Source organism: Flavobacterium sp. LM4, from assembly GCF_002017935.1.
Taxonomy (GTDB): Bacteria; Bacteroidota; Bacteroidia; order Flavobacteriales; family Flavobacteriaceae; genus Flavobacterium; species Flavobacterium chungangense.
The window spans coordinates 170,653-189,572 of sequence record NZ_MUFW01000002.1 but is presented as its reverse complement, the minus strand read 5'-3'; the positions used below and the strand labels follow the sequence as shown (position 1 = coordinate 189,572).

At 35.1% G+C, this 18,920-nt stretch carries 8 protein-coding genes; 7 read left to right on the top strand and 1 reads right to left on the bottom strand.

The window, feature by feature from the left end; all coding sequences use genetic code 11:
- Positions 1–2 precede the first annotated feature (2 nt).
- Positions 3–779 (top strand): TIGR03915 family putative DNA repair protein, encoded by a 777-nt coding sequence (locus tag BXU10_RS14845; RefSeq protein WP_078228117.1) that lies wholly within the window; start codon positions 3–5, stop codon positions 777–779.
- A gap of 408 nt (positions 780–1,187) precedes the next feature.
- Here the strand turns inward: BXU10_RS14845 and BXU10_RS14840 are convergent, their stop codons facing one another.
- Positions 1,188–2,654 (bottom strand): glycoside hydrolase family 130 protein, encoded by a 1,467-nt coding sequence (locus BXU10_RS14840; RefSeq protein ID WP_078228116.1) that lies wholly within the window; start codon positions 2,652–2,654, stop codon positions 1,188–1,190.
- Between the two features lie 470 nt (positions 2,655–3,124).
- Between BXU10_RS14840 and BXU10_RS14835 the strand changes: the two genes are divergently transcribed.
- From BXU10_RS14835 to BXU10_RS14810, 6 genes are all read left to right on the top strand, one after another.
- Positions 3,125–4,807 (top strand): beta-xylosidase, encoded by a 1,683-nt coding sequence (locus BXU10_RS14835; protein WP_078228115.1) that lies wholly within the window; start codon positions 3,125–3,127, stop codon positions 4,805–4,807.
- 288 nt (positions 4,808–5,095) lie between these two features.
- Complete coding sequence (locus BXU10_RS14830; RefSeq protein ID WP_078228114.1) at positions 5,096–8,212, top strand: glycoside hydrolase family 2 TIM barrel-domain containing protein; 3,117 nt, start codon at positions 5,096–5,098, stop codon at positions 8,210–8,212.
- Positions 8,213–8,357: 145 nt separating this feature from the next.
- Entirely contained in the window at positions 8,358–12,452 is a 4,095-nt protein-coding gene (locus tag BXU10_RS14825; protein ID WP_078228113.1) for a two-component regulator propeller domain-containing protein, read from the top strand.
- A gap of 158 nt (positions 12,453–12,610) precedes the next feature.
- Positions 12,611–13,855 (top strand): DUF2264 domain-containing protein, encoded by a 1,245-nt coding sequence (locus BXU10_RS14820; protein WP_078228112.1) that lies wholly within the window; start codon positions 12,611–12,613, stop codon positions 13,853–13,855.
- Between the two features lie 172 nt (positions 13,856–14,027).
- The gene (locus tag BXU10_RS14815) at positions 14,028–15,179 is read left to right on the top strand and encodes a glycoside hydrolase family 88 protein (RefSeq protein WP_078228111.1); all 1,152 of its coding nucleotides are present in this window, start codon (positions 14,028–14,030) and stop codon (positions 15,177–15,179) included.
- 378 nt (positions 15,180–15,557) lie between these two features.
- Positions 15,558–18,920: a SusC/RagA family TonB-linked outer membrane protein gene (locus BXU10_RS14810; protein WP_078228110.1), complete on the top strand. Its 3,363-nt coding sequence runs from the start codon at positions 15,558–15,560 to the stop codon at positions 18,918–18,920.

Here is an 18,920-nt window from a genome sequence, read left to right as displayed (position 1 = left end):
AAATGACTGAAGTAATTTACGATGGGACTTATGAAGGCTGGCTTACAGCTGTCTTTGAAATTTATGAATATAAATTCTCAGATATAGTTTTTGCAAAAAAAGAAACTTCCGGTACTTTGCTTTTTGCAGATTCTCATTGGGTTATAACAGATATTTCTAAGGCAAAACGTGTTTTAGACGGATTGAAAAAACGTCTTTCGACAGGAGGTCTTGCGAGTATGTACAAAGCATTTCTATCCGAAGTTCCACAGATTGAAGAAACCATGCTTCAATTTACGAAACACGTATTGGCTAATACAAAAAACGTCGAAGAAGATTTTACCAACAATGCTGTATGGAGCCTTAAAAAGGCTGCCCGTCTCACTGGAAAAGAATCGCATCGTATGGAAGCATTTGTTCGTTTTAAATTAACAAAAGATCAATTGTATTACGCCATCATTGAACCAGACTGTGATGTGCTGCCTCTGATAGAAAATCATTTTAAAAAACGTTATGCAGATCAACGTTGGCTAATTTATGATGCAAAACGTAAATATGGTATTTATTATGATCTTGAAAATGTTTCTGTAGTAGAGCTGCAGTTTAATTCTCAAACTTTTTCTTCTAAACATTTAACCGAAATATGTGATGAAAAAGAAGAGTTTTTTCAGAACTTATGGCGTCGATATTTCAGCAGTGTCAATATAGAATCCCGAAAAAACATGAAACTTCATGTACAGCATATGCCTAAACGCTATTGGAAAAATTTAATAGAGAAAATTCCAACTTTAAATAAGTAATTAGGTATAATTTAAAAATCTTCTAAAAACTTAAAACTATAGTCATTTTTTAGTTTTGGAGATTTTTAAATTTTAATGTGCCTAAAATGTAATAATCTGAAATTATTATTATTTACTATTGGTTTTAAATAAATAATAAATTTTTATTATTAAAAATAACCTCAACAGAACTAAATAGAGAGGCTTTTTTAAAAACGCGATATAAACTTTCATAAAAACAAAAAAGAAGGCTTAAATCAGTTTATTTGGGTTTTTTAAGTTTTAAGAGTGTAAAATGAAATTCATTATACCTATTTTATGGCTGATTGAAAATAAGTAATTTAATTATTCCTGGGCACTTACCTTAAAAATATAAATCCCATTTCAATGAAACAGGATTTATATTTTGTAAAAAATCATTTTAAATTTCTATTTACTCTTCTTCAAAGCATCTATTAATTCGGCCATATCTACCACAGCATAAGTAGAAGAATAATCTGAAACTGCATAAGGTAATATAAGGCTATTGTTATGAATGATTGCTCCGCAGGAATACACAACATTAGGTACATATCCTTCTCGTTCATCTTCTAATGGCGAAAGTAAAGGCTCTGTAAGTCTTCCTATTTCCTTAGAAGGATCATCAAGATCAAGCAATGAAGCACCAATGCAATAACGTCTCATTGTACCTACACCATGTGTAATGACAAGCCAGCCTTCTTCAGTCCATAATGGTGATCCGCAGTTTCCTATTTGAGTAAACTCCCAGGTATATCGTGGTTCCTGAAGTAGAATAGGGGTGTTCCATTGTGTAACTCTGTCAGAATACATGATGTAATTATTTACACCATCGATTCTGGCAAGCATGGCATATTTACCTTTTATTTTTCTGGGAAACAGAGCCAGGTTTTTATTTTGAGCACCGGCACCATGCAAAGGCATGACTCTAAATGTATAAAAATCTTCGGTAGAAATAAGTTTAGGTAATATAGTATGCCCATTATAAGCTGTATAAGTAGCCATCACACGAGAGGATCCATCGTCGTCTGTAAATCGAACGAAACGGGCGTCCTCAATACCACGGCTTTCTGAATCAGATATTGGAAATATAACACGTTCTGTTATATCAGAATCATGTTTAAATTCGAGGTCATAAAATGATTTTGCCAGCCAGATTATTTCGTTCAGTGCCATTCTTCTTTCTTCACGAATCGACGGATCGTTTAAGGCGGTGTTTACAATGTTTTTTAAAACAGTATACTCAAATTCATCCGGCAGATCCTGCATAATTTGTGTGATGTATTTATCCTGTGTATGCATTTCGGATAACTTCAATAAAAATCGCTCTTTATTAAAAAAAGATTTATGTATAATTTCGGCCTTATCAATGTGATGACCAATTTTCATCACTTGGAGGTTATTATCCCTGTCTAAAATCCCTCTTCTGAATACAATTGATGAAATATGGCCTTCGCCTGTTGCACGAAAAGAAATAATCACACGTTTTTCACCGGCTTCCAGGCCTGTTTGATCAAAGTCTTCTATAATTGAAGGATTAAAAATAGCTGCAGATTCTATAGCATATTCCATAGTGCAATACGAACCTATTAGCATTTTTCGATCAAGAGAAAGTGTATCATAATCGATTTGCATGTTTTCAATTACCTCTCTGATTTTTTCGCAATGCCTTAAAAATATAGCCGAAATATTCCGATGACGTCTTGCAAACTCACGAAGCGTTTGTTCTAAAGTTTCCAGAACTTGTCTGTCATCCAGCGCCATTATGCGAATCACCATTTGTTTGGTCCGTTCATCACCATTTATAAAATATCGTGCAACAACTCTTTTAGAATCTGGGGTAAATTTTATATTTTTTCGGATAACAGATACTCGCATAGTTTAATTTTTTATATATAATTGAAGAAAAACATTATTTTACTTTTATTGAAGTTAACGAATATGTTAATAAAAAACCTTTATTTTTTGTTAAAATTCTTAAATAATTCTATGGTTTCCTAAGATATTTCAGAAATTATATAGTAAATATAGCTTTATGAAATTAAGTTAATTTTTAATTTAAAAAACTGATAAATAGTATTTTAAACTATTTTATTTAAATTTTTAATTTATAAAATTATTTTTTATAAATAATTAGAGATCATTTTTAGATGATACAATCATATAAATCAACAATAACTTGTTCGTAATTTTTATTTGTCTTAATTTTATTATAAGTGTTTTATTTACAATTATAACATTTGATAATAAAATTAGAAGAGATAACAATGAAGTAGCGGTATTAGAATTTAAATTAACTCAAATACAAACTAATTTTCAAAATATTCCACCTCATAAAAAACCAACCTATGCGAAAATTATTAAAATATTCCCTGAGTGCCATAATACTCTATTTTTTTGCACCATCCATCTATGCACAAAGTGCTAAAATTCAAGTAGACCTTACTAAAGAAATTGCACCCATGAAACCGGTATGGGCATGGTTTGGATACGATGAGCCAAATTATACTTACATGAAAGACGGTAAAAAACTTCTGAGCGAAATTGCTGCTTTGAGTCCGGTTCCAGTGTATGTTCGTACACACAGTCTTCTTGTAAGCGGTGATGGTGTCGCTGCCTTAAAATGGGGTTCGACAAATGCTTATACAGAAGACAGCAACGGAAATCCTATATATAATTGGAAAATTATTGACAGTATTTTTGATAACTATGTTTCACGAGGTATGAAGCCTTTGGCACAAATAGGTTTTATGCCTGAAGCATTGTCAACAAATCCAACGCCATACAGGCATTATTGGAAACCCGGAGATCCTTACACAGATATTATTACCGGATGGGCTTATCCGCCGAAGGATTATGATAAATGGAGAAATCTTGTGTATGAGTGGGTAAAACACTCCGTTGAACGTTATGGGCAAAAACAAGTCGAAAGCTGGTATTGGGAAGTTTGGAATGAACCAAACGGTCATTACTGGAAAGGTACTCGTGAAGAGTTTTTTAAAATGTATGATTATGCTGCTGACGGACTTAAAAAAGCACTTCCAACTGCAAAAATTGGGGGTATTAATATTGCGGGTACAAGAGGTAAGGGTGCTCAGGAGTGGACAAATGATTTTATTAAACATTGCATTAACGGTGTAAATTATGCTACAGGCAAAAAAGGAGCCCCAATGGAAGCGATTCTTTTTCATGCAAAAGGATGGCCTAAGCTTGTAGACGGGGCAGTTCGAATGGATATGGCGCCACAATTAAATGATATTGAAACCGGTTTTAAACTCACAATGTCTTATCCGGAAACAAGAGAACTTCCGATCATTATCGGGGAGTCGGATCCGGAAGGATGTGCGGCTTGTGGTATGGCTACCAATCCTGAGAATGCATACCGTAACGGAACCATGTATTCGAGTTATACAGCGGCATCTTTTGCACGAAAATACATTTTGGCAGATCAGACAAAAGCTAATTTTCTTGGAGCAGTGTCCTGGTCATTTGAATTTGAGAATCAGCCATGGTTTTATGGCTTTCGTGATCTTGCAACCAATGGAGTGGATAAACCGGTATTAAATGTATTCCGAATGTTTGGAATGATGTCGGGTAAACGAGTAAACGTAATAAGTAATCGTATGTATGCGATAGAGGAGATTTTAAAATCCAGTGTACGAGGTTCTCAGTCTGATATTGGAGCACTGGCTTCTAAGGATTTAAAATCTGCAGCAGTAATGGTGTGGAATTATCATGATGTTGACAAAACCGGGCCAACAGAAATTGTAAATGTCTTTATTGAAAATATTCCGGCCAGGAAGGTTAATTTAAGTATTTATTTAATTGACAAAGACAACAGTAATTCTTACGAAGTTTGGAAAAATATGGGATCGCCTCAAAATCCAACAAAACAACAAATCGATGTACTTGAAAAATCCGGAAAACTTAAATGTATTTCCACCAGGAAAATAAAAGTAACTGCAGCCAAAATAGAAGTACCTTTAAAAATGGAACGTCAGGCAGTAGCCTTAATAAAACTGGATTGGTAAAATTGATTAACTAAAATAATCCTTAAAATTATTTTTTAGTCAATGATCTGGTCATCTCTGTATAAAATGATTCTTCTTTTTAAAATTTGGGGAACGTATCAGGTATTGAATTTTGACCTTGTTATCAGTGTATTGTGCTGTTATTACTGATTTGTCCCTTCTATTTTATTGTAAAGCCCCTCTTGCCTTATCTTCTGTTATCTAAATTTGTGAACCTGCTTTTGTTTCTGAAAGAACTTCTTTAAAACAAAATCTGAAAGTAATAAATTTTAAAACCTGATTTTATAAATGAAAAAAATTGTAATAACGTTTGCTTTGTTTTTAAGCCTGCAAAATAATTTTGCCCAAAACAAAGAATGGGAAAATCCTCAAATCACAGATCGTGGAAAAGAAGCTGGGAGAAGTTCGTTTCTTTTATTTGGCAGTGAAGCTGAGTTAAAAAATAATGATCCTAAAAAATCAGAATTATATCAGAGTCTGAATGGCAATTGGAAATTCAATATTGTAAAAGATCCGTCTCAGAGACTTATAGATTTTTATGCAGTAGATTTGAACGATTCCGGATGGAAAAATATACAGGTGCCTTCTAACTGGGAAATACAAGGGTTTGATATTCCTATTTATACCAATATTACCTATCCGCATCCTAAAAATCCGCCTTTTATAGATGGAAATTACAATCCTGTTGGAACCTACAGACGTACTTTTACAATTGCTGATTCTTGGAAAGACAAAGAAATCATATTGCATTTTGGTTCGATTTCAGGTTATGCAAGAGTATTCCTGAACGGAAAAGAAGTCGGGATGACAAAAGCATCCAAAACTCCGGCCGAATTTAATATCACTCCTTTTTTACAGAAAGGAAATAACCTCATTGCCGTACAGGTATTTAGATGGCATGATGGCAGTTATTTAGAAGATCAGGATTTTTGGAGGTTAAGCGGTATTGAGCGTGATGTCTATTTACAGGCACTGCCAAAAACTGCAATTTGGGATTATTTTGTAAAAAGCGAACTGGACAATCAATACAAAAATGGAATTTTTAATCTTGATATTACCCTGAAATATTTTGAGAATAATAAAATAAAAAATCCGGTTGTAAAAGTAGAACTATTTGATAATGAAGGAAAAACTGTTTTTTCTGAAAGCAAAAAAGTGAGCAGTAAAGACCAAAAAATCAACTTTGCCAAAACCATTGAAAATATAAAACAATGGAATGCTGAAACCCCAAATTTATACCGCTACACCATTTCATTACTTGATAATAAAGGTAATGTGCTTGAAATTATTTCCAAAAAAACAGGTTTCAGAAAAGTAGAAATCAAAGATGCACGATTACTCGTAAACGGTAAAGTTGTAATGGTAAAAGGAGTCAATATTCATGAGCATGATGATGAATTAGGACATGTTCCAAGTGAGAAAACGACTTTGAAAGACTTACAATTAATGAAAGAACATAATATAAATGCGATTAGGATGAGTCATTACCCACATGACCCCCATATTTATGATTTATGTGATGAATACGGTTTTTATATAGTAGATGAAGCTAATATCGAAACACACGGAATGGGGGCAGAATGGCAAAACTGGTTTGACAAAACGAAACATCCTGCTTATTTGCCGGAATGGGTACCTGCGCATCTTGATCGTATAAAAAGAATGTTTGAAACCGATAAAAACCATCCGTCAATTATTGTCTGGTCATTAGGAAATGAATGCGGAAACGGCCCTGTTTTTTACGATGCATACGATTGGTTAAAAAAAGTTGATACCACTCGTCCGGTTCAGTTTGAACAGGCAGGGGAAAATAAAAACACGGATATTGTGGCACCTATGTACCCAAGTATCAAGAGTATGAAAAATTATGCAAATTCAGATAAAACACGCCCTTACATTATGTGCGAGTATGCACATGCAATGGGAAACAGCAGTGGTAACTTTCAGGAATACTGGGATATTATCAACAGCAGTAAACGCATGCAGGGCGGTTTTATCTGGGACTGGATCGATCAGGGGATAAAATCCAAAACAGAAAAAGGAGAAGTTTATTGGGCTTATGGAGGCGATTTAGGAGGTGCTAATCTCCAAAATGATGAAAATGGTTGCGCTGATGGACTGGTTTTTTCTAACAGAACTCCAAAACCGGCTTTATCAGAAGTTAAAAAAGTGTATCAAAATATTCAATTTCAGCTTGATAACGAGAAGGATTTAATTGTAACCAATCATTATAATTTCACCAATCTGTCTCAATATGCTTTTAAATGGGAGTTGATTAAGGATGGAACAGTAATAAAATCCGGGACTTTTGATTTGGAAGCAAATCCTGAAGAAAGCAAAAAAGTATCTTTGGATATGGGCAGTGTTGATGACAATTCAGAATATTTTTTAAATGTTTTTGCACTTTCAAAATTCGATGAACCCTTAGTATCAAAAGGATATGAATTTGCAAGAGCACAATTTTCTGTAGGAAAAGGAAATTACTTTGCCAGTAATGCTGTTGCAAAAAAAAGTGCAAAGCTAAAGCATTCGGTTAAAAACAATGTGCTTTATTTTGAAACAGAAAATAGCATTGGAGAATTCGATTTACAAAAGGGAGAAATCCTGAAATATACTCTGAAAAATGGAGTAAATGCAATTTTTAACGCCTTCCCAATACCTTATTTCTGGCGTGCTCCAACCGATAATGACTTTGGAAACGGAATGCAGAATAAATCGGTTATCTGGAAAGAGGCTTCAAAAAAACCGACTCTTGTAAGTGTTAATCTTGATAAAAACACAAGAGATGGTTTACTTATAAAAGTTACATATAAACTACAACAGGCTGATGTTCCTTACACGGTAAATTACCTGATTCAGGAAAATGGCTCGATAAAAGTGACTGCAGCAGTTGATATGAGCGGAAAAGAATTACCCGAACTTCCACGTTTTGGAATGCGTTTAAAATTAAATGGAGACTACGACAATTTAAGCTATTATGGAAGAGGTCCGTGGGAAAATTATTCAGATCGAAATTCAGCTTCATTTATTGGTGAATACTCCGATAAAGTTATAAATCAGTATACCAAAAATTACATCCGTCCTCAGGAGGGGGGCTACAAAACTGATGTTCGTTGGCTGGCTTTAAAAAATAATAAAGGACAGGGAGTAAAAATTGAGGGACAGCAACCTCTTGGTTTTAGTGCATTGAACATTTCGACAGAAGATTTAGATCCTGGAAAAGATAAGGCACAGCGTCATCCTTTCGATTTGAATTTAAATTCCAAAGAAGCGGTTTATCTGCATATAGATTACAAACAAAGAGGAGTGGGCGGTGATGACAGTTGGGGAAGTCTGCCTCATGAACAGTATAGATTGCAGGACAAACAATACAGTTATACTTATACAATTTCGTTAGTGAATTAATTTAACGTTTTTCTTTATGTTTGTTTAGAAGAACCTATGATGTCTGGTCATAGGTTTTTCTGATTTTTTGAAATTAAAGACTTTTGAAGCTATTGTTTGATTCAAACTGGCTTAAATTTATACTTTAACCCTACATACTATTATTTTGAAAAACAACATTCTGATATTGATATTTTTCGTAGTCACTTACACAGCTCAACCACAGGTTTTAGGCTCATCTGTACCTAAATACAGACAGGAAAAATATGATATTGGTTATCTGGGCATCAAAAACGGACTGGCCAATAACGCTGTTACATCTGTTTACAAAGACAAACGCGGTCTAATGTGGTTTGGTACTTATGACGGAATAAGCCGTTATGACGGATATAATTTTCTAAATTATAGAAATGAACCTAATGACACCAATTCTTTGGCTAATAACAGAGTTGTAAGCATCTGCGGAACTCAGGATGAAATTTGGATTGCCACAAAAGCCGGTATTAGTGTTTATAGCTATGCAACGAACCGTTTTAGCACAAGATCGTGCATAAATCCTAAAACTGGTAAAAGTGAACCGATTGATTTTGTTGTCAACCAGATTAAGGATGATAAAACCAGGCTATATATTGCTACAGCCGGAAAAGGACTGCTTTATTGCTCCAAAAAAGGAGGAAAGATTCGGTTTCTGCCTCTCTCGATAAACGGAAAATTACAATGGGATTACCATGTTCAGGCAATAGATTTTGATAAATCAGGAAGATTATGGGGCTTTGTTCAGGGTGTCGGAATCGTAGTTCTAGATGCTAAAATTAACCAACTATCTGTCGTTTTTTCTGAAATTCTGGAAGGAACCAGTATTTTTTACGATGCCTTTTCAAATATCTGGGTTGGTATTGATGAAGGTTTACTAAAATACAATACAATCAATAAAACTTCTAAGATTTATCATAATCAGGAAGTACGGTATCCTATTTCCGATTTTATGTTTAAACCTGACTCAAAGGAAATATGGATTGCTACAAACGGGAATGGGGTAGTAAAATACAGTTTTATTACAGATTCATTTTCTTGTCTAAATACAAATTTCGATGATGAAAAACTAAACAGCAATGCCATCACATCCTTGTATCACGATAGTGGCAACCGGGTCTGGATTGGGACATTAAGAGGCGGGGTAAACAGAGTAGAGAGTAAAAAAAGCCCTTTTTTAACGATCTCAAAAAATGAAAAAACGGCCAATACTTTGCCCAGTGATTTTATTCTTTCACTATCGGAGCAGGACAGCGATCATCTCTGGATAGGAACTGATGGGGCAGGAGCTAGCTTATGGAACAGAAAAACCAACACCTTCATCAATTATGCATACAATTCAAACAATTCCAATTCACTATCCAATAATTTTGTGACCTCAATCGAAAAAGACAATGCAGGAACCTGGTTTGGAACTTATGGCGGAGGGCTCTGTTTTTTTAATCACCAGACTAAAAATTTTAAAAAATACAGGCTTTTTAATCCAAAATACAATATTGTTCAAAAGAATGTCTGGGTACTGTATCGCGGTAAAAATAATATTTTGTGGGCAGCCTCACCAGATGAAGAAGGTTTGTATCATTATAATAAAACGACTGATCAGTTTGATTTTGTTGATGCCGGAATTAGGGGAATTATTTCCATTACAGAAGATGCACAGGGCCATCTCTGGTTAGGTAATTTTACGACACTTACCAAATTCAATCCTCAGACAATGAAAAGTCAGGTCATTGATATTGATTATCCCGTAAGGTCAATTATCGCTGTTTCAAATACAAAAATGCTTGTGGGTACGGAAGGAAGGGGATTACTGATTTTTAATCCAAAAACCTTAACAAAGAGATTCATTACTCAGAAAAACGGGATTTCAAACAATTCGGTTTTAAACATCGTTCAGGATAAACAAGGAACTTATTGGTGCAGTACTTATAACGGAATATTCGTTTACAATGAATCAACCGGAAAAATAAATACGTATCATGATACGGACGGACTTCAAAGCAATCAGTTCAATTATAATGCAGCCCTGAAACTTTCTACCGGAGAAATTGTTTTTGGCGGGATTAAAGGTTTTAATATCATAAATCCAAAACGAAACAGTCAGCTTCACGATTTTCCTAAATTGATTATCAATTCCATAAAAGTCAATAATAAAGTTTATGAAAAGTCGGGTTTAACTACTTTTGGAATTGATAAATTAGAACTGACTTATGAAGAATCCATGCTTAATATTGACTTCGCGGCGTTAGAATACAGTTTGCCTGAGAAAATTTCATATGCCTATTTTTTAGACGGATGGGATACGCAATGGCATTATGTCGAAAACATCAGAAGCGCAAATTATTCGAGACTGACAGAAGGTGATTATGTACTGAAAATTAAATCTACAAATGCAGAAGGAATCTGGAATTCTAAAGCTATTTCATTACCCATTACGATATTACCACCGTGGTACAGAAGCAGTATTGCCTATTTTTTATATGTACTATCAATCGTATTTGTAATTTATTTAGTCGATAAATACCAGCGTCAGCAGGCACATCTTAAATACGAGGTAAAACTTTCCCAGGATTTGGCGAAGCAGGAAAAAGAACTGAACGAGAAAAAAATGACTTTTTTTACCAATATTTCTCACGAGTTCAGGTCGCCGTTGACAATGATCATAAACCCTTTGAAAGAAATAATCTATGGTACTGAACAGCAAATCGATCCGGGAGCCATAGAAATGGTGTACAGTAATTCCCGAAGACTGCTTAGTTTGGTCGATCAGTTGCTTCTTTTTAGAAAAACTGAAACAGAAACAGGAAAACTCAAAATTGGACAGATCGATATTGTAGAACTAAGCAAAGAGGTTTTTAGCTGTTTTGTACATCATGCTAAGACTAAAAAAATAGATTACACTTTTAGTATTTCCGAAGAAAAGTTATTGGTTTATGTAGATAGGGAAAAAATAGAAATGGCCCTTTTTAATCTGATTTCAAATGCCTTAAAATTTACGGAGAAAGAAAACGGAAAGGTTACTGTTAATTTACGTTGTGTAGGTAATGAAGTGATTATAAGCGTGATTGATAATGGAGAAGGAGTTCCGGATGTAGACAAGGATAAGATCTTTAATTTATTCTACCAGTCAAATAACAACATCAAAAATAACCGAAAAGGATTCGGAATTGGTCTTTATCTGGTGAAACAATTTGTTGAGCAGCATTTCGGACAGGTGAACTGTTTTGACAATGAGAACGGGGGAGCTATTTTTGAAATTAAATTATGGCTCGGAAAAGAGCATTTTGGAGATATAGAAATCCGCGAAGATTTAAATGACAGAACCCTGTTTTTAGAAGAAATCCTTGATGATACGATAATTCATGAAAATGTATTGCAGACGATAGAAAAACCTGAAAGGATTGATGATGTAGTAAATGATGCCAAAAGTATTTTAATTGTTGATGATAATGTGCAGATACGGAATTATTTAAAACGAATTTTATCTCCCAAATACCATATTACAGCTGCTGAAAATGCAGAAGCTGCTTTAACAATAATCAAAAAAGTACAGCCAGATTTGGTTATTTCTGATGTTGTTATGGGAGAAATGAATGGTGTGGCTTTTTGTAAGCATATCAAATCTGATGAGGAGTTGAAGCATATTCCTGTAATATTGCTTACAGGAGGAACTTCAGAAGATGTAAAGTTGAAAGGAGCCGAAGTAGGTGCAGACGATTATATTACAAAACCTTTTGATAATGATTATTTACTGGCCAGAATTAACGGTATCCTTACCCGTCGCGACAGCGAACAAAACTATCTGCTCAATTCGGTTACAAAAAAAACTACAAATCTTAAGTTATCAGATGAAGACAAAAAGCTGATTGATAAAATTGTAGACATAATTGATGCCAATCTGGATGTAGAAAACTTTAATGTAAATGATCTGGCTATTGAACTGGGAATGAGCTATTCATTAGTTTATAAAAAAATTAAAAAGATAACAGGCAAATCCGTTTCTGAGTTTACCCGAAATGTAAGATTGCGAAAAGTAGCAACATTATTAATCACTACCGATTTGCAGATCAGTGAAGCCGCTTCAATGGCAGGGTTTGGTGATATTAAATATTTCAGAAAACATTTTCAGCAATTTTATAATTTAAATCCTTCGGAGTTTAAGAAAAAATATCAAAACGTAAAGGACAATAAATATATTTTGAATGAAAGTTTCTGGAAATCAACATGAATTGAAAAACTACTGTCAGGCTGAGCGGAGTCGAAGCCCTTCAAAACTCTTGCGTTTAAAAGGCCTTTGATCAAGTTTATCCTGAACGAAGGCGAATGATCACAGGATGACAAATGTTATTAAGAAGTGTAAAAGATATATGAATAAATAAAAGATATATGAATAATTATTTAAAAAAGGCTATTTTAGTAGGGTTTGCTTATTTTACAGCTATTACAGGTTTACAATCCCAATCAAAAAAGCTTCAAAAAGATTCCCCTAAAAAAGTGCGGGAATTTTTTGTGGCTTCATTAATCAAAATAGGCGATCCTGTATTGGATGCATTGAGCAAAAATCAGTTAAAAAAATTGATGCCCGTAGAAAAATCTCCCGGCGCGTGGGACGAAAGGACTAATGTAACCTATTTGGAGGCTTTTGGGCGAACACTTTCAGGAATGTCTCCATGGCTGGAATTAGGTTCTGACGAAACTCCGGAAGGAAAACTGAGAGCGAAATATATTGACTTAGCACGAAAATCAATTCATAATGCAACTGATCCGAACAGTTTAGATTTTATGAATTTTGTAAATGACAGACAACCTTTGGTAGATGCAGCATTTTTTGCGCAAGCCTTGCTTCGTGCGCCAAAACAGCTTTGGGAGCCGTTGGATCCCGTTACAAAAGAAAATGTAATTACAGCTTTAAAATCAACCAGAACAATTGAACCCTATCATAGCAATTGGCTTCTTTTTGCAGGAATGATAGAAACTGCTATAATTAAATTTGATAAAGATCCTGATACTAACCGATTGAATTATGCTTTATCTGAACATAAAAAATGGTATCTGGGAGACGGAACCTATGGTGATGGCCCTGATTTTCATTGGGATTATTACAACAGTTTTGTAATTCATCCGATGCAATTGGATATTTTAACAGTATTGAAAGAAATAAATAACGATTACAAAGCCGATTATGATATCGAGTTAAAGAGAGCCAGACGTTATGCTGCTATTCAGGAAAGATTAATTTCGCCTGATGGAACTTATCCGCCTATTGGAAGATCATTGGCGTATCGTTTTGGAGCTTTTCAGTTATTATCTCAAATTGCACTTTGGAAAGAACTGCCAAAAGAGGTTGCACCAGCTCAGGTTAGGTCGGCTTTATATGCTATGATTCACAATCAAATACAGGTAAAAGGTACTTTTGATAAAAATGGCTGGCTTCAGGTAGGCTTATACGGCCATCAGAACAATATTGGAGAAGGTTATATTTCTACAGGAAGTTTATATTTGTGTTCAGAAGCCTTTTTAGTTTTGGGTTTACCGGAAACAGATTCGTTTTGGAGTGAGGCTTATGAACCGTGGACACAAAAGAAAATATGGTCTGGTCAGCAAATTCCAATTGACCATGCGGAAAAATAATAGAAATAACAAAATAGGGTTAATTAAAAATGGATGCCGGGCTGAGCGGAGTCGAAGCCCTTTCGATCTAAAAGCCTTCGACTCCGCTCAGGATAACACTAGTTTCTAAAATATTTAGTTTTAAATTAGTTAAACCAAATAAGTCAAAATACTAATCTAATCTCATAACCAAATGAATTTTAAAAAATCATTTTTTCTACTAATAAGTGCTGCTTCTTTAACAGCTTTTAGTTGCAAAAGTACAGCCCAAAAGAAATCTACAATAAAACAATCAAAGGCAGAAGTTATTTCGATTATTGATAAAGTAAACAATCACTGGCAGGAAACACATCCTGAACCAGGGAATTCTTTTTGGCATGTATCAGCCTATCATACCGGAAACATGGAAGCTTACAAAGTGACTAAAAACAAAAAATATCTGAATTATTCTTTGGCCTGGGCCGAGAAAAATCAATGGATGGGGGCTAAATCAAATGACAAGTCGGAGTGGAAATACAATTATGGAGAAACTGACAAACATGTTTTGTTTGGAGACTGGCAGATTTGTTTTCAGACCTATATTGATTTATACAATTTTACAGGAAAAAACGATCCCAGTAAAATTGCCCGTGCCCGCGAAGTTATGGAGTACGAAATGAGTACTTCAGCAAATGATTATTGGTGGTGGGTTGACGGATTGTATATGGTAATGCCTGTAATGACAAAGCTGTACAACGTTACCGGAAACGAAATGTATCTGGAAAAACTGCATTCATATTTACAATATTCGGATAGTATTATGTATGATAATGAAGCAAAATTATATTACCGGGATGCAAAATATATTTATCCAAAACACAAAAGTACGAACGGTAAAAAAGACTTTTGGGCAAGGGGAGACGGCTGGATTTTTGCCGGTTATGCCAAAATTATACAGGATTTGCCAAAAAAAGCGAAACATAGAAATGAATACATTAAACGTTTTAAAGATATGGCTCAGGCTTTATCGACAGCTCAGCAAAAAGAGGGCTACTGGACAAGAAGTATTCTGGATCCTGAACATGCACCGGGACCTGAAACAAGCGGTACAGCCTTTTTTACCTACGGCTTTCTTTGGGGAATCAATAATGGAATTTTAGACAAGAAAACCTATCTGCCTGTTGTAGAAAAATCCTGGAATTATTTAACAACATTTGCACTTCAGGAAGATGGTACCGTTGGATACCTACAGCCAATTGGCGAAAAAGCAATTCCAGGACAGGTAGTTGATAAAAATTCTACCGCTGATTTTGGGGTTGGCGCTTTTTTACTGGCAGCTTCTGAGATGGCACGTTTTGTAAAATAATTATTTAATCTTTATAATGAAAGGCTGTCTTTGCGGACAGCCTTTTGCATTTTTATACGTTTATTTTGAAGTGTTTTTCATGTTAGGACTTTTGGAATCCTAAATTAAAAATTTTGTTTTAGATTACTTTATAATTATGCATTACATATTTTAAAAGCTATTTTTTTATTAGAGCCCTAAAAAAATTCAATTTAAATGATAATATGCTGATTTGCCCCTTTTATAATGTTGTAATTACCCCCTTTTGATGGAAAGTGTTAGGTTAGATTTGCAGAGTAAGTTATTGCTGAAGATTAAAATACTATTAAAATACAGTATTGAATACCGCTATAATTACAAACTTACTTAACGAATCAATTAACCAAACTACAACCAAAGATGACAAATTTTATTAGGAAGATTAAGGCTCCTGATTACGTATCCGGATTTGATTTTAAAAAGAAACTCACACTGTTTTGTGTGTTAGTTTCTTTGACTCAGGTGCACGCATCCACCACCAATTCAGCAAGTATTGCTAAATTAGAAAAACTACAGCAGCAAAGTACCATAAATGGACAGGTTAAAGACCAAAACGGTTTACCGTTGCCGGGAACCACTATTTTGATAAAGGGAACAAAAATAAGTACTATAACAGATTTTGATGGAAAATTTAGTTTAGCAGGAGATCAAAATTCAGTATTGATAGTTTCCTTTGTTGGTTATGTAACTCAGGAAATTACAGTAAAAGATAAATCTAATGTTATTATACAATTAAAGGAGAATACTGCTTCTTTAGAGGAAGTAGTGGTGGTGGGATATGGTAAAATGAAGAAAAAGGATTTAACAGGAGCGATTGTTCAGGTGAAACCCGAAGCTTTAGCAAATCAAAATCCACAAACTGTCCAGGATTTATTACGAGGTGTACCAGGCTTAAAAGTTGGGTATTCAGCTGATGCAAAAGGAGGCGGATCTTTACAGGTTCGCGGGCAGACTTCTGTTTACAATCCTGATGGTGCCGGACATAACTCGCCGCTTATTATTTTAGACGGAATGCAGTTTTATGGTGAGCTTTCAGAAATTAATCCTGATGATGTTGGTCAGATAGATATCTTAAAAGATGCATCCGCAACAGCTATTTTTGGCTCTAAAGCGGCAGCAGGGGTTATTGTTATTACAACCAAAAAAGGAAAAACAGGCAAGCCTGTCATAAATGTTACTACCAACACGACCATTGTCAATGAAAGTGCCTATCGTGATGTGTACTCTCCGCAAGGGTATATAAAATACCGTCAGGATTGGGAGACTGCTAAAACGTATGGTCAAAATACAGCTACAGGAAATTACGAAGCATGGATGACAGGAACAGCTGCTGGTAAACCGGGGTATTACACAAGCCCTGACCAATTAGATCAATATGGTATAACTCAGGCCCAATGGTTAGGGTATCAACCGGCGGGACAAACTCAGGGAAAAAGCCTGAATGAAGTATGGGGACTTCGTTTGGGGATCACTGACCCTATGCTTTTGAAAAATTTTACAGAGGGAAAAACACACAATTGGTATGACAGTACATTTAGAACAGGAATCAATCATGACCATAATTTAAGTGTTTCCGGAGCAAATGATAAAGTAAATTATTATATGTCTTTGGGCTATTTAACATCAGAAGGAGCTATTCAGGGTAACGATTATGAGGCAGTTCGTGCCAATATGAAAGTGGATGCTAAAATTACAAGCTGGCTGGAATTTGGGGCAAATATTAATTTTCAGGACCGTACAGATGGCGACATAGCCGTAGGTACAGGGACTAATTACTGGGATGCAAATATGTTGAGAAACAGTCCTTTTTCTGTATTTAAGGAAGCAAACGGCGAATATGCCAGACAGCCAATGGGGCAGACTATCGGAGGATATAATTATTACTACGACCGCCAATTTATAGAACTTGAGAAAGGATATACGGTATTGAATACCATTTTCAATACCAAGGTAAATTTGCCTTTTGGAATTACATATTCTTTTAATGTTGCTCCACGATATCAATTTTTTTACAATCGTTATTTCCAGTCATCAGGTCACAAAGGCTGGAATGCTGCTACCATAGGAGTAGACAGAGAAAACGGTAAAAATTTTACATGGAACCTGAATAATACAATAACATGGGATTATACATTTGCCGAAAAACACCATATTATAGCCACTTTTGTTCAGGAAGCTGAGGAACTTAAAACATGGTCAGATCGTATTGATGCAAATAATATTCTGCCATCAGATGCATTAGGGTTTCATAATATTGCTAATGCAACACTTGCTAATAGTTCGTTTTCATCAAACGACACGCATCAAACAGCCGATGCATTAATGGCGAGACTTTTCTATTCGTTTAATGATCGTTATATGGTAACAGGAACGATACGCCGTGATGGATATTCCGCATTTGGATCTACAGATCCGTATGGAGTTTTTCCTTCTGTAGCAGCAGGATGGAGCTTTAATAAAGAAAACTGGTTCAATTGGGATAAGATGAGTACAGGTAAATTGCGCTTGTCATGGGGTAAAAACGGAAACAGAACACTATCTGACCCCTATCTGGCTTTGGCAAACTTAGCCTCAGGTACTGGCGCAACAATGGGCTATATCGATGCATCAGGGAATATTGTTGATGTGAAATACTTAGGAATTGATCGTATGGCAAATCCAAATTTACAGTGGGAAAAAACAGAAGCAACCAATATTGGTCTTGACCTTGGTTTCTTAAATGACCGAATTACAAGTACCATAGATGTTTACAGAATGATTACCCATGATATGATCATGAATCAACGTTTGTCTCCTTTTACCGGATTTGGATCAATTGCCACTAATCTTGGAGAGGTTGAAAACAAAGGTATTGAGATAAGCCTTAATACAATAAATATAAAAAATCCAAACTTTGAATGGACTACCAGCATTGCTTTTTCATATAACAAGAATACCATCAATGCATTATATGGCAATATGGAAGATGTTAAGGATTCAAATGGCAATGTTATTGGCACTAAAGAATCAGATGATAAGACCAATAAGTGGTTTATCGGGAGACCTATTTCTCAAATCTGGGATTATAAAGTAATCGGGATCTGGCAAAAAGAAGAGTTTGAAGAAGCTGCTAAGTATGGACAGCGCCCCGGTGATCCAAAAGTCGAAAACAGTTACACTGCCGATGATGTGAATGGAAAACCAATTTATAATGAAAAAGATAAACAGTTTTTAGGCCAGGAAGCACCACCAATCAACTGGTCGTTACGTAATGAATTCAGGATTTATAAAAACTGGAATCTGGCCATTAACATGTATTCGTACATGGGGCACAAAGCGCTTGATGGACGTTATATGAATACGTATAACGACGGTAGTTTGTATACTAACAATTATAATCCGTTTGTAAATCCGTATTGGACAATTGATAATCCAACCAATGATTGGGCACGCCTTGATGCCAGAGGACCTGCAGGAGCCGGAACACAAAAATTATATGACCGTAGTTTCATTCGTTTAGATAATATTTCGCTGGCTTATACGCTTCCTAAAGATCTTTTAGATCGTCTGCATGTGAACAATTTCAAAATTTTTGCTTCGTGTCAGAACGTGGCTACATGGGCTGCTTCAGGCGAATGGAAATATTATGGAGACCCGGAAACAGGAGGAAAGAATTCAGATGGAGCATATAATAGTGGACTTGCTACACGAATGTTTAATTTAGGTTTTAACGTTTCACTTTAA

Bases quoted from the DNA above. Each gene is read 5' to 3' on its own strand.
- BXU10_RS14830 (WP_078228114.1), top strand. From the start codon at position 5,096: ATGAAAAAAATTGTAATAACGTTTGCTTTGTTTTTAAGCCTGCAAAAT.
- BXU10_RS14835 (WP_078228115.1), top strand. From the start codon at position 3,125: ATGCGAAAATTATTAAAATATTCCCTGAGTGCCATAATACTCTATTTT.
- BXU10_RS14845 (WP_078228117.1), top strand. From the start codon at position 3: ATGACTGAAGTAATTTACGATGGGACTTATGAAGGCTGGCTTACAGCT.
- BXU10_RS14815 (WP_078228111.1), top strand. From the start codon at position 14,028: ATGAATTTTAAAAAATCATTTTTTCTACTAATAAGTGCTGCTTCTTTA.
- BXU10_RS14820 (WP_078228112.1), top strand. From the start codon at position 12,611: ATGAATAATTATTTAAAAAAGGCTATTTTAGTAGGGTTTGCTTATTTT.
- BXU10_RS14810 (WP_078228110.1), top strand. From the start codon at position 15,558: ATGACAAATTTTATTAGGAAGATTAAGGCTCCTGATTACGTATCCGGA.
- BXU10_RS14840 (WP_078228116.1), bottom strand. From the start codon at position 2,654: ATGCGAGTATCTGTTATCCGAAAAAATATAAAATTTACCCCAGATTCT.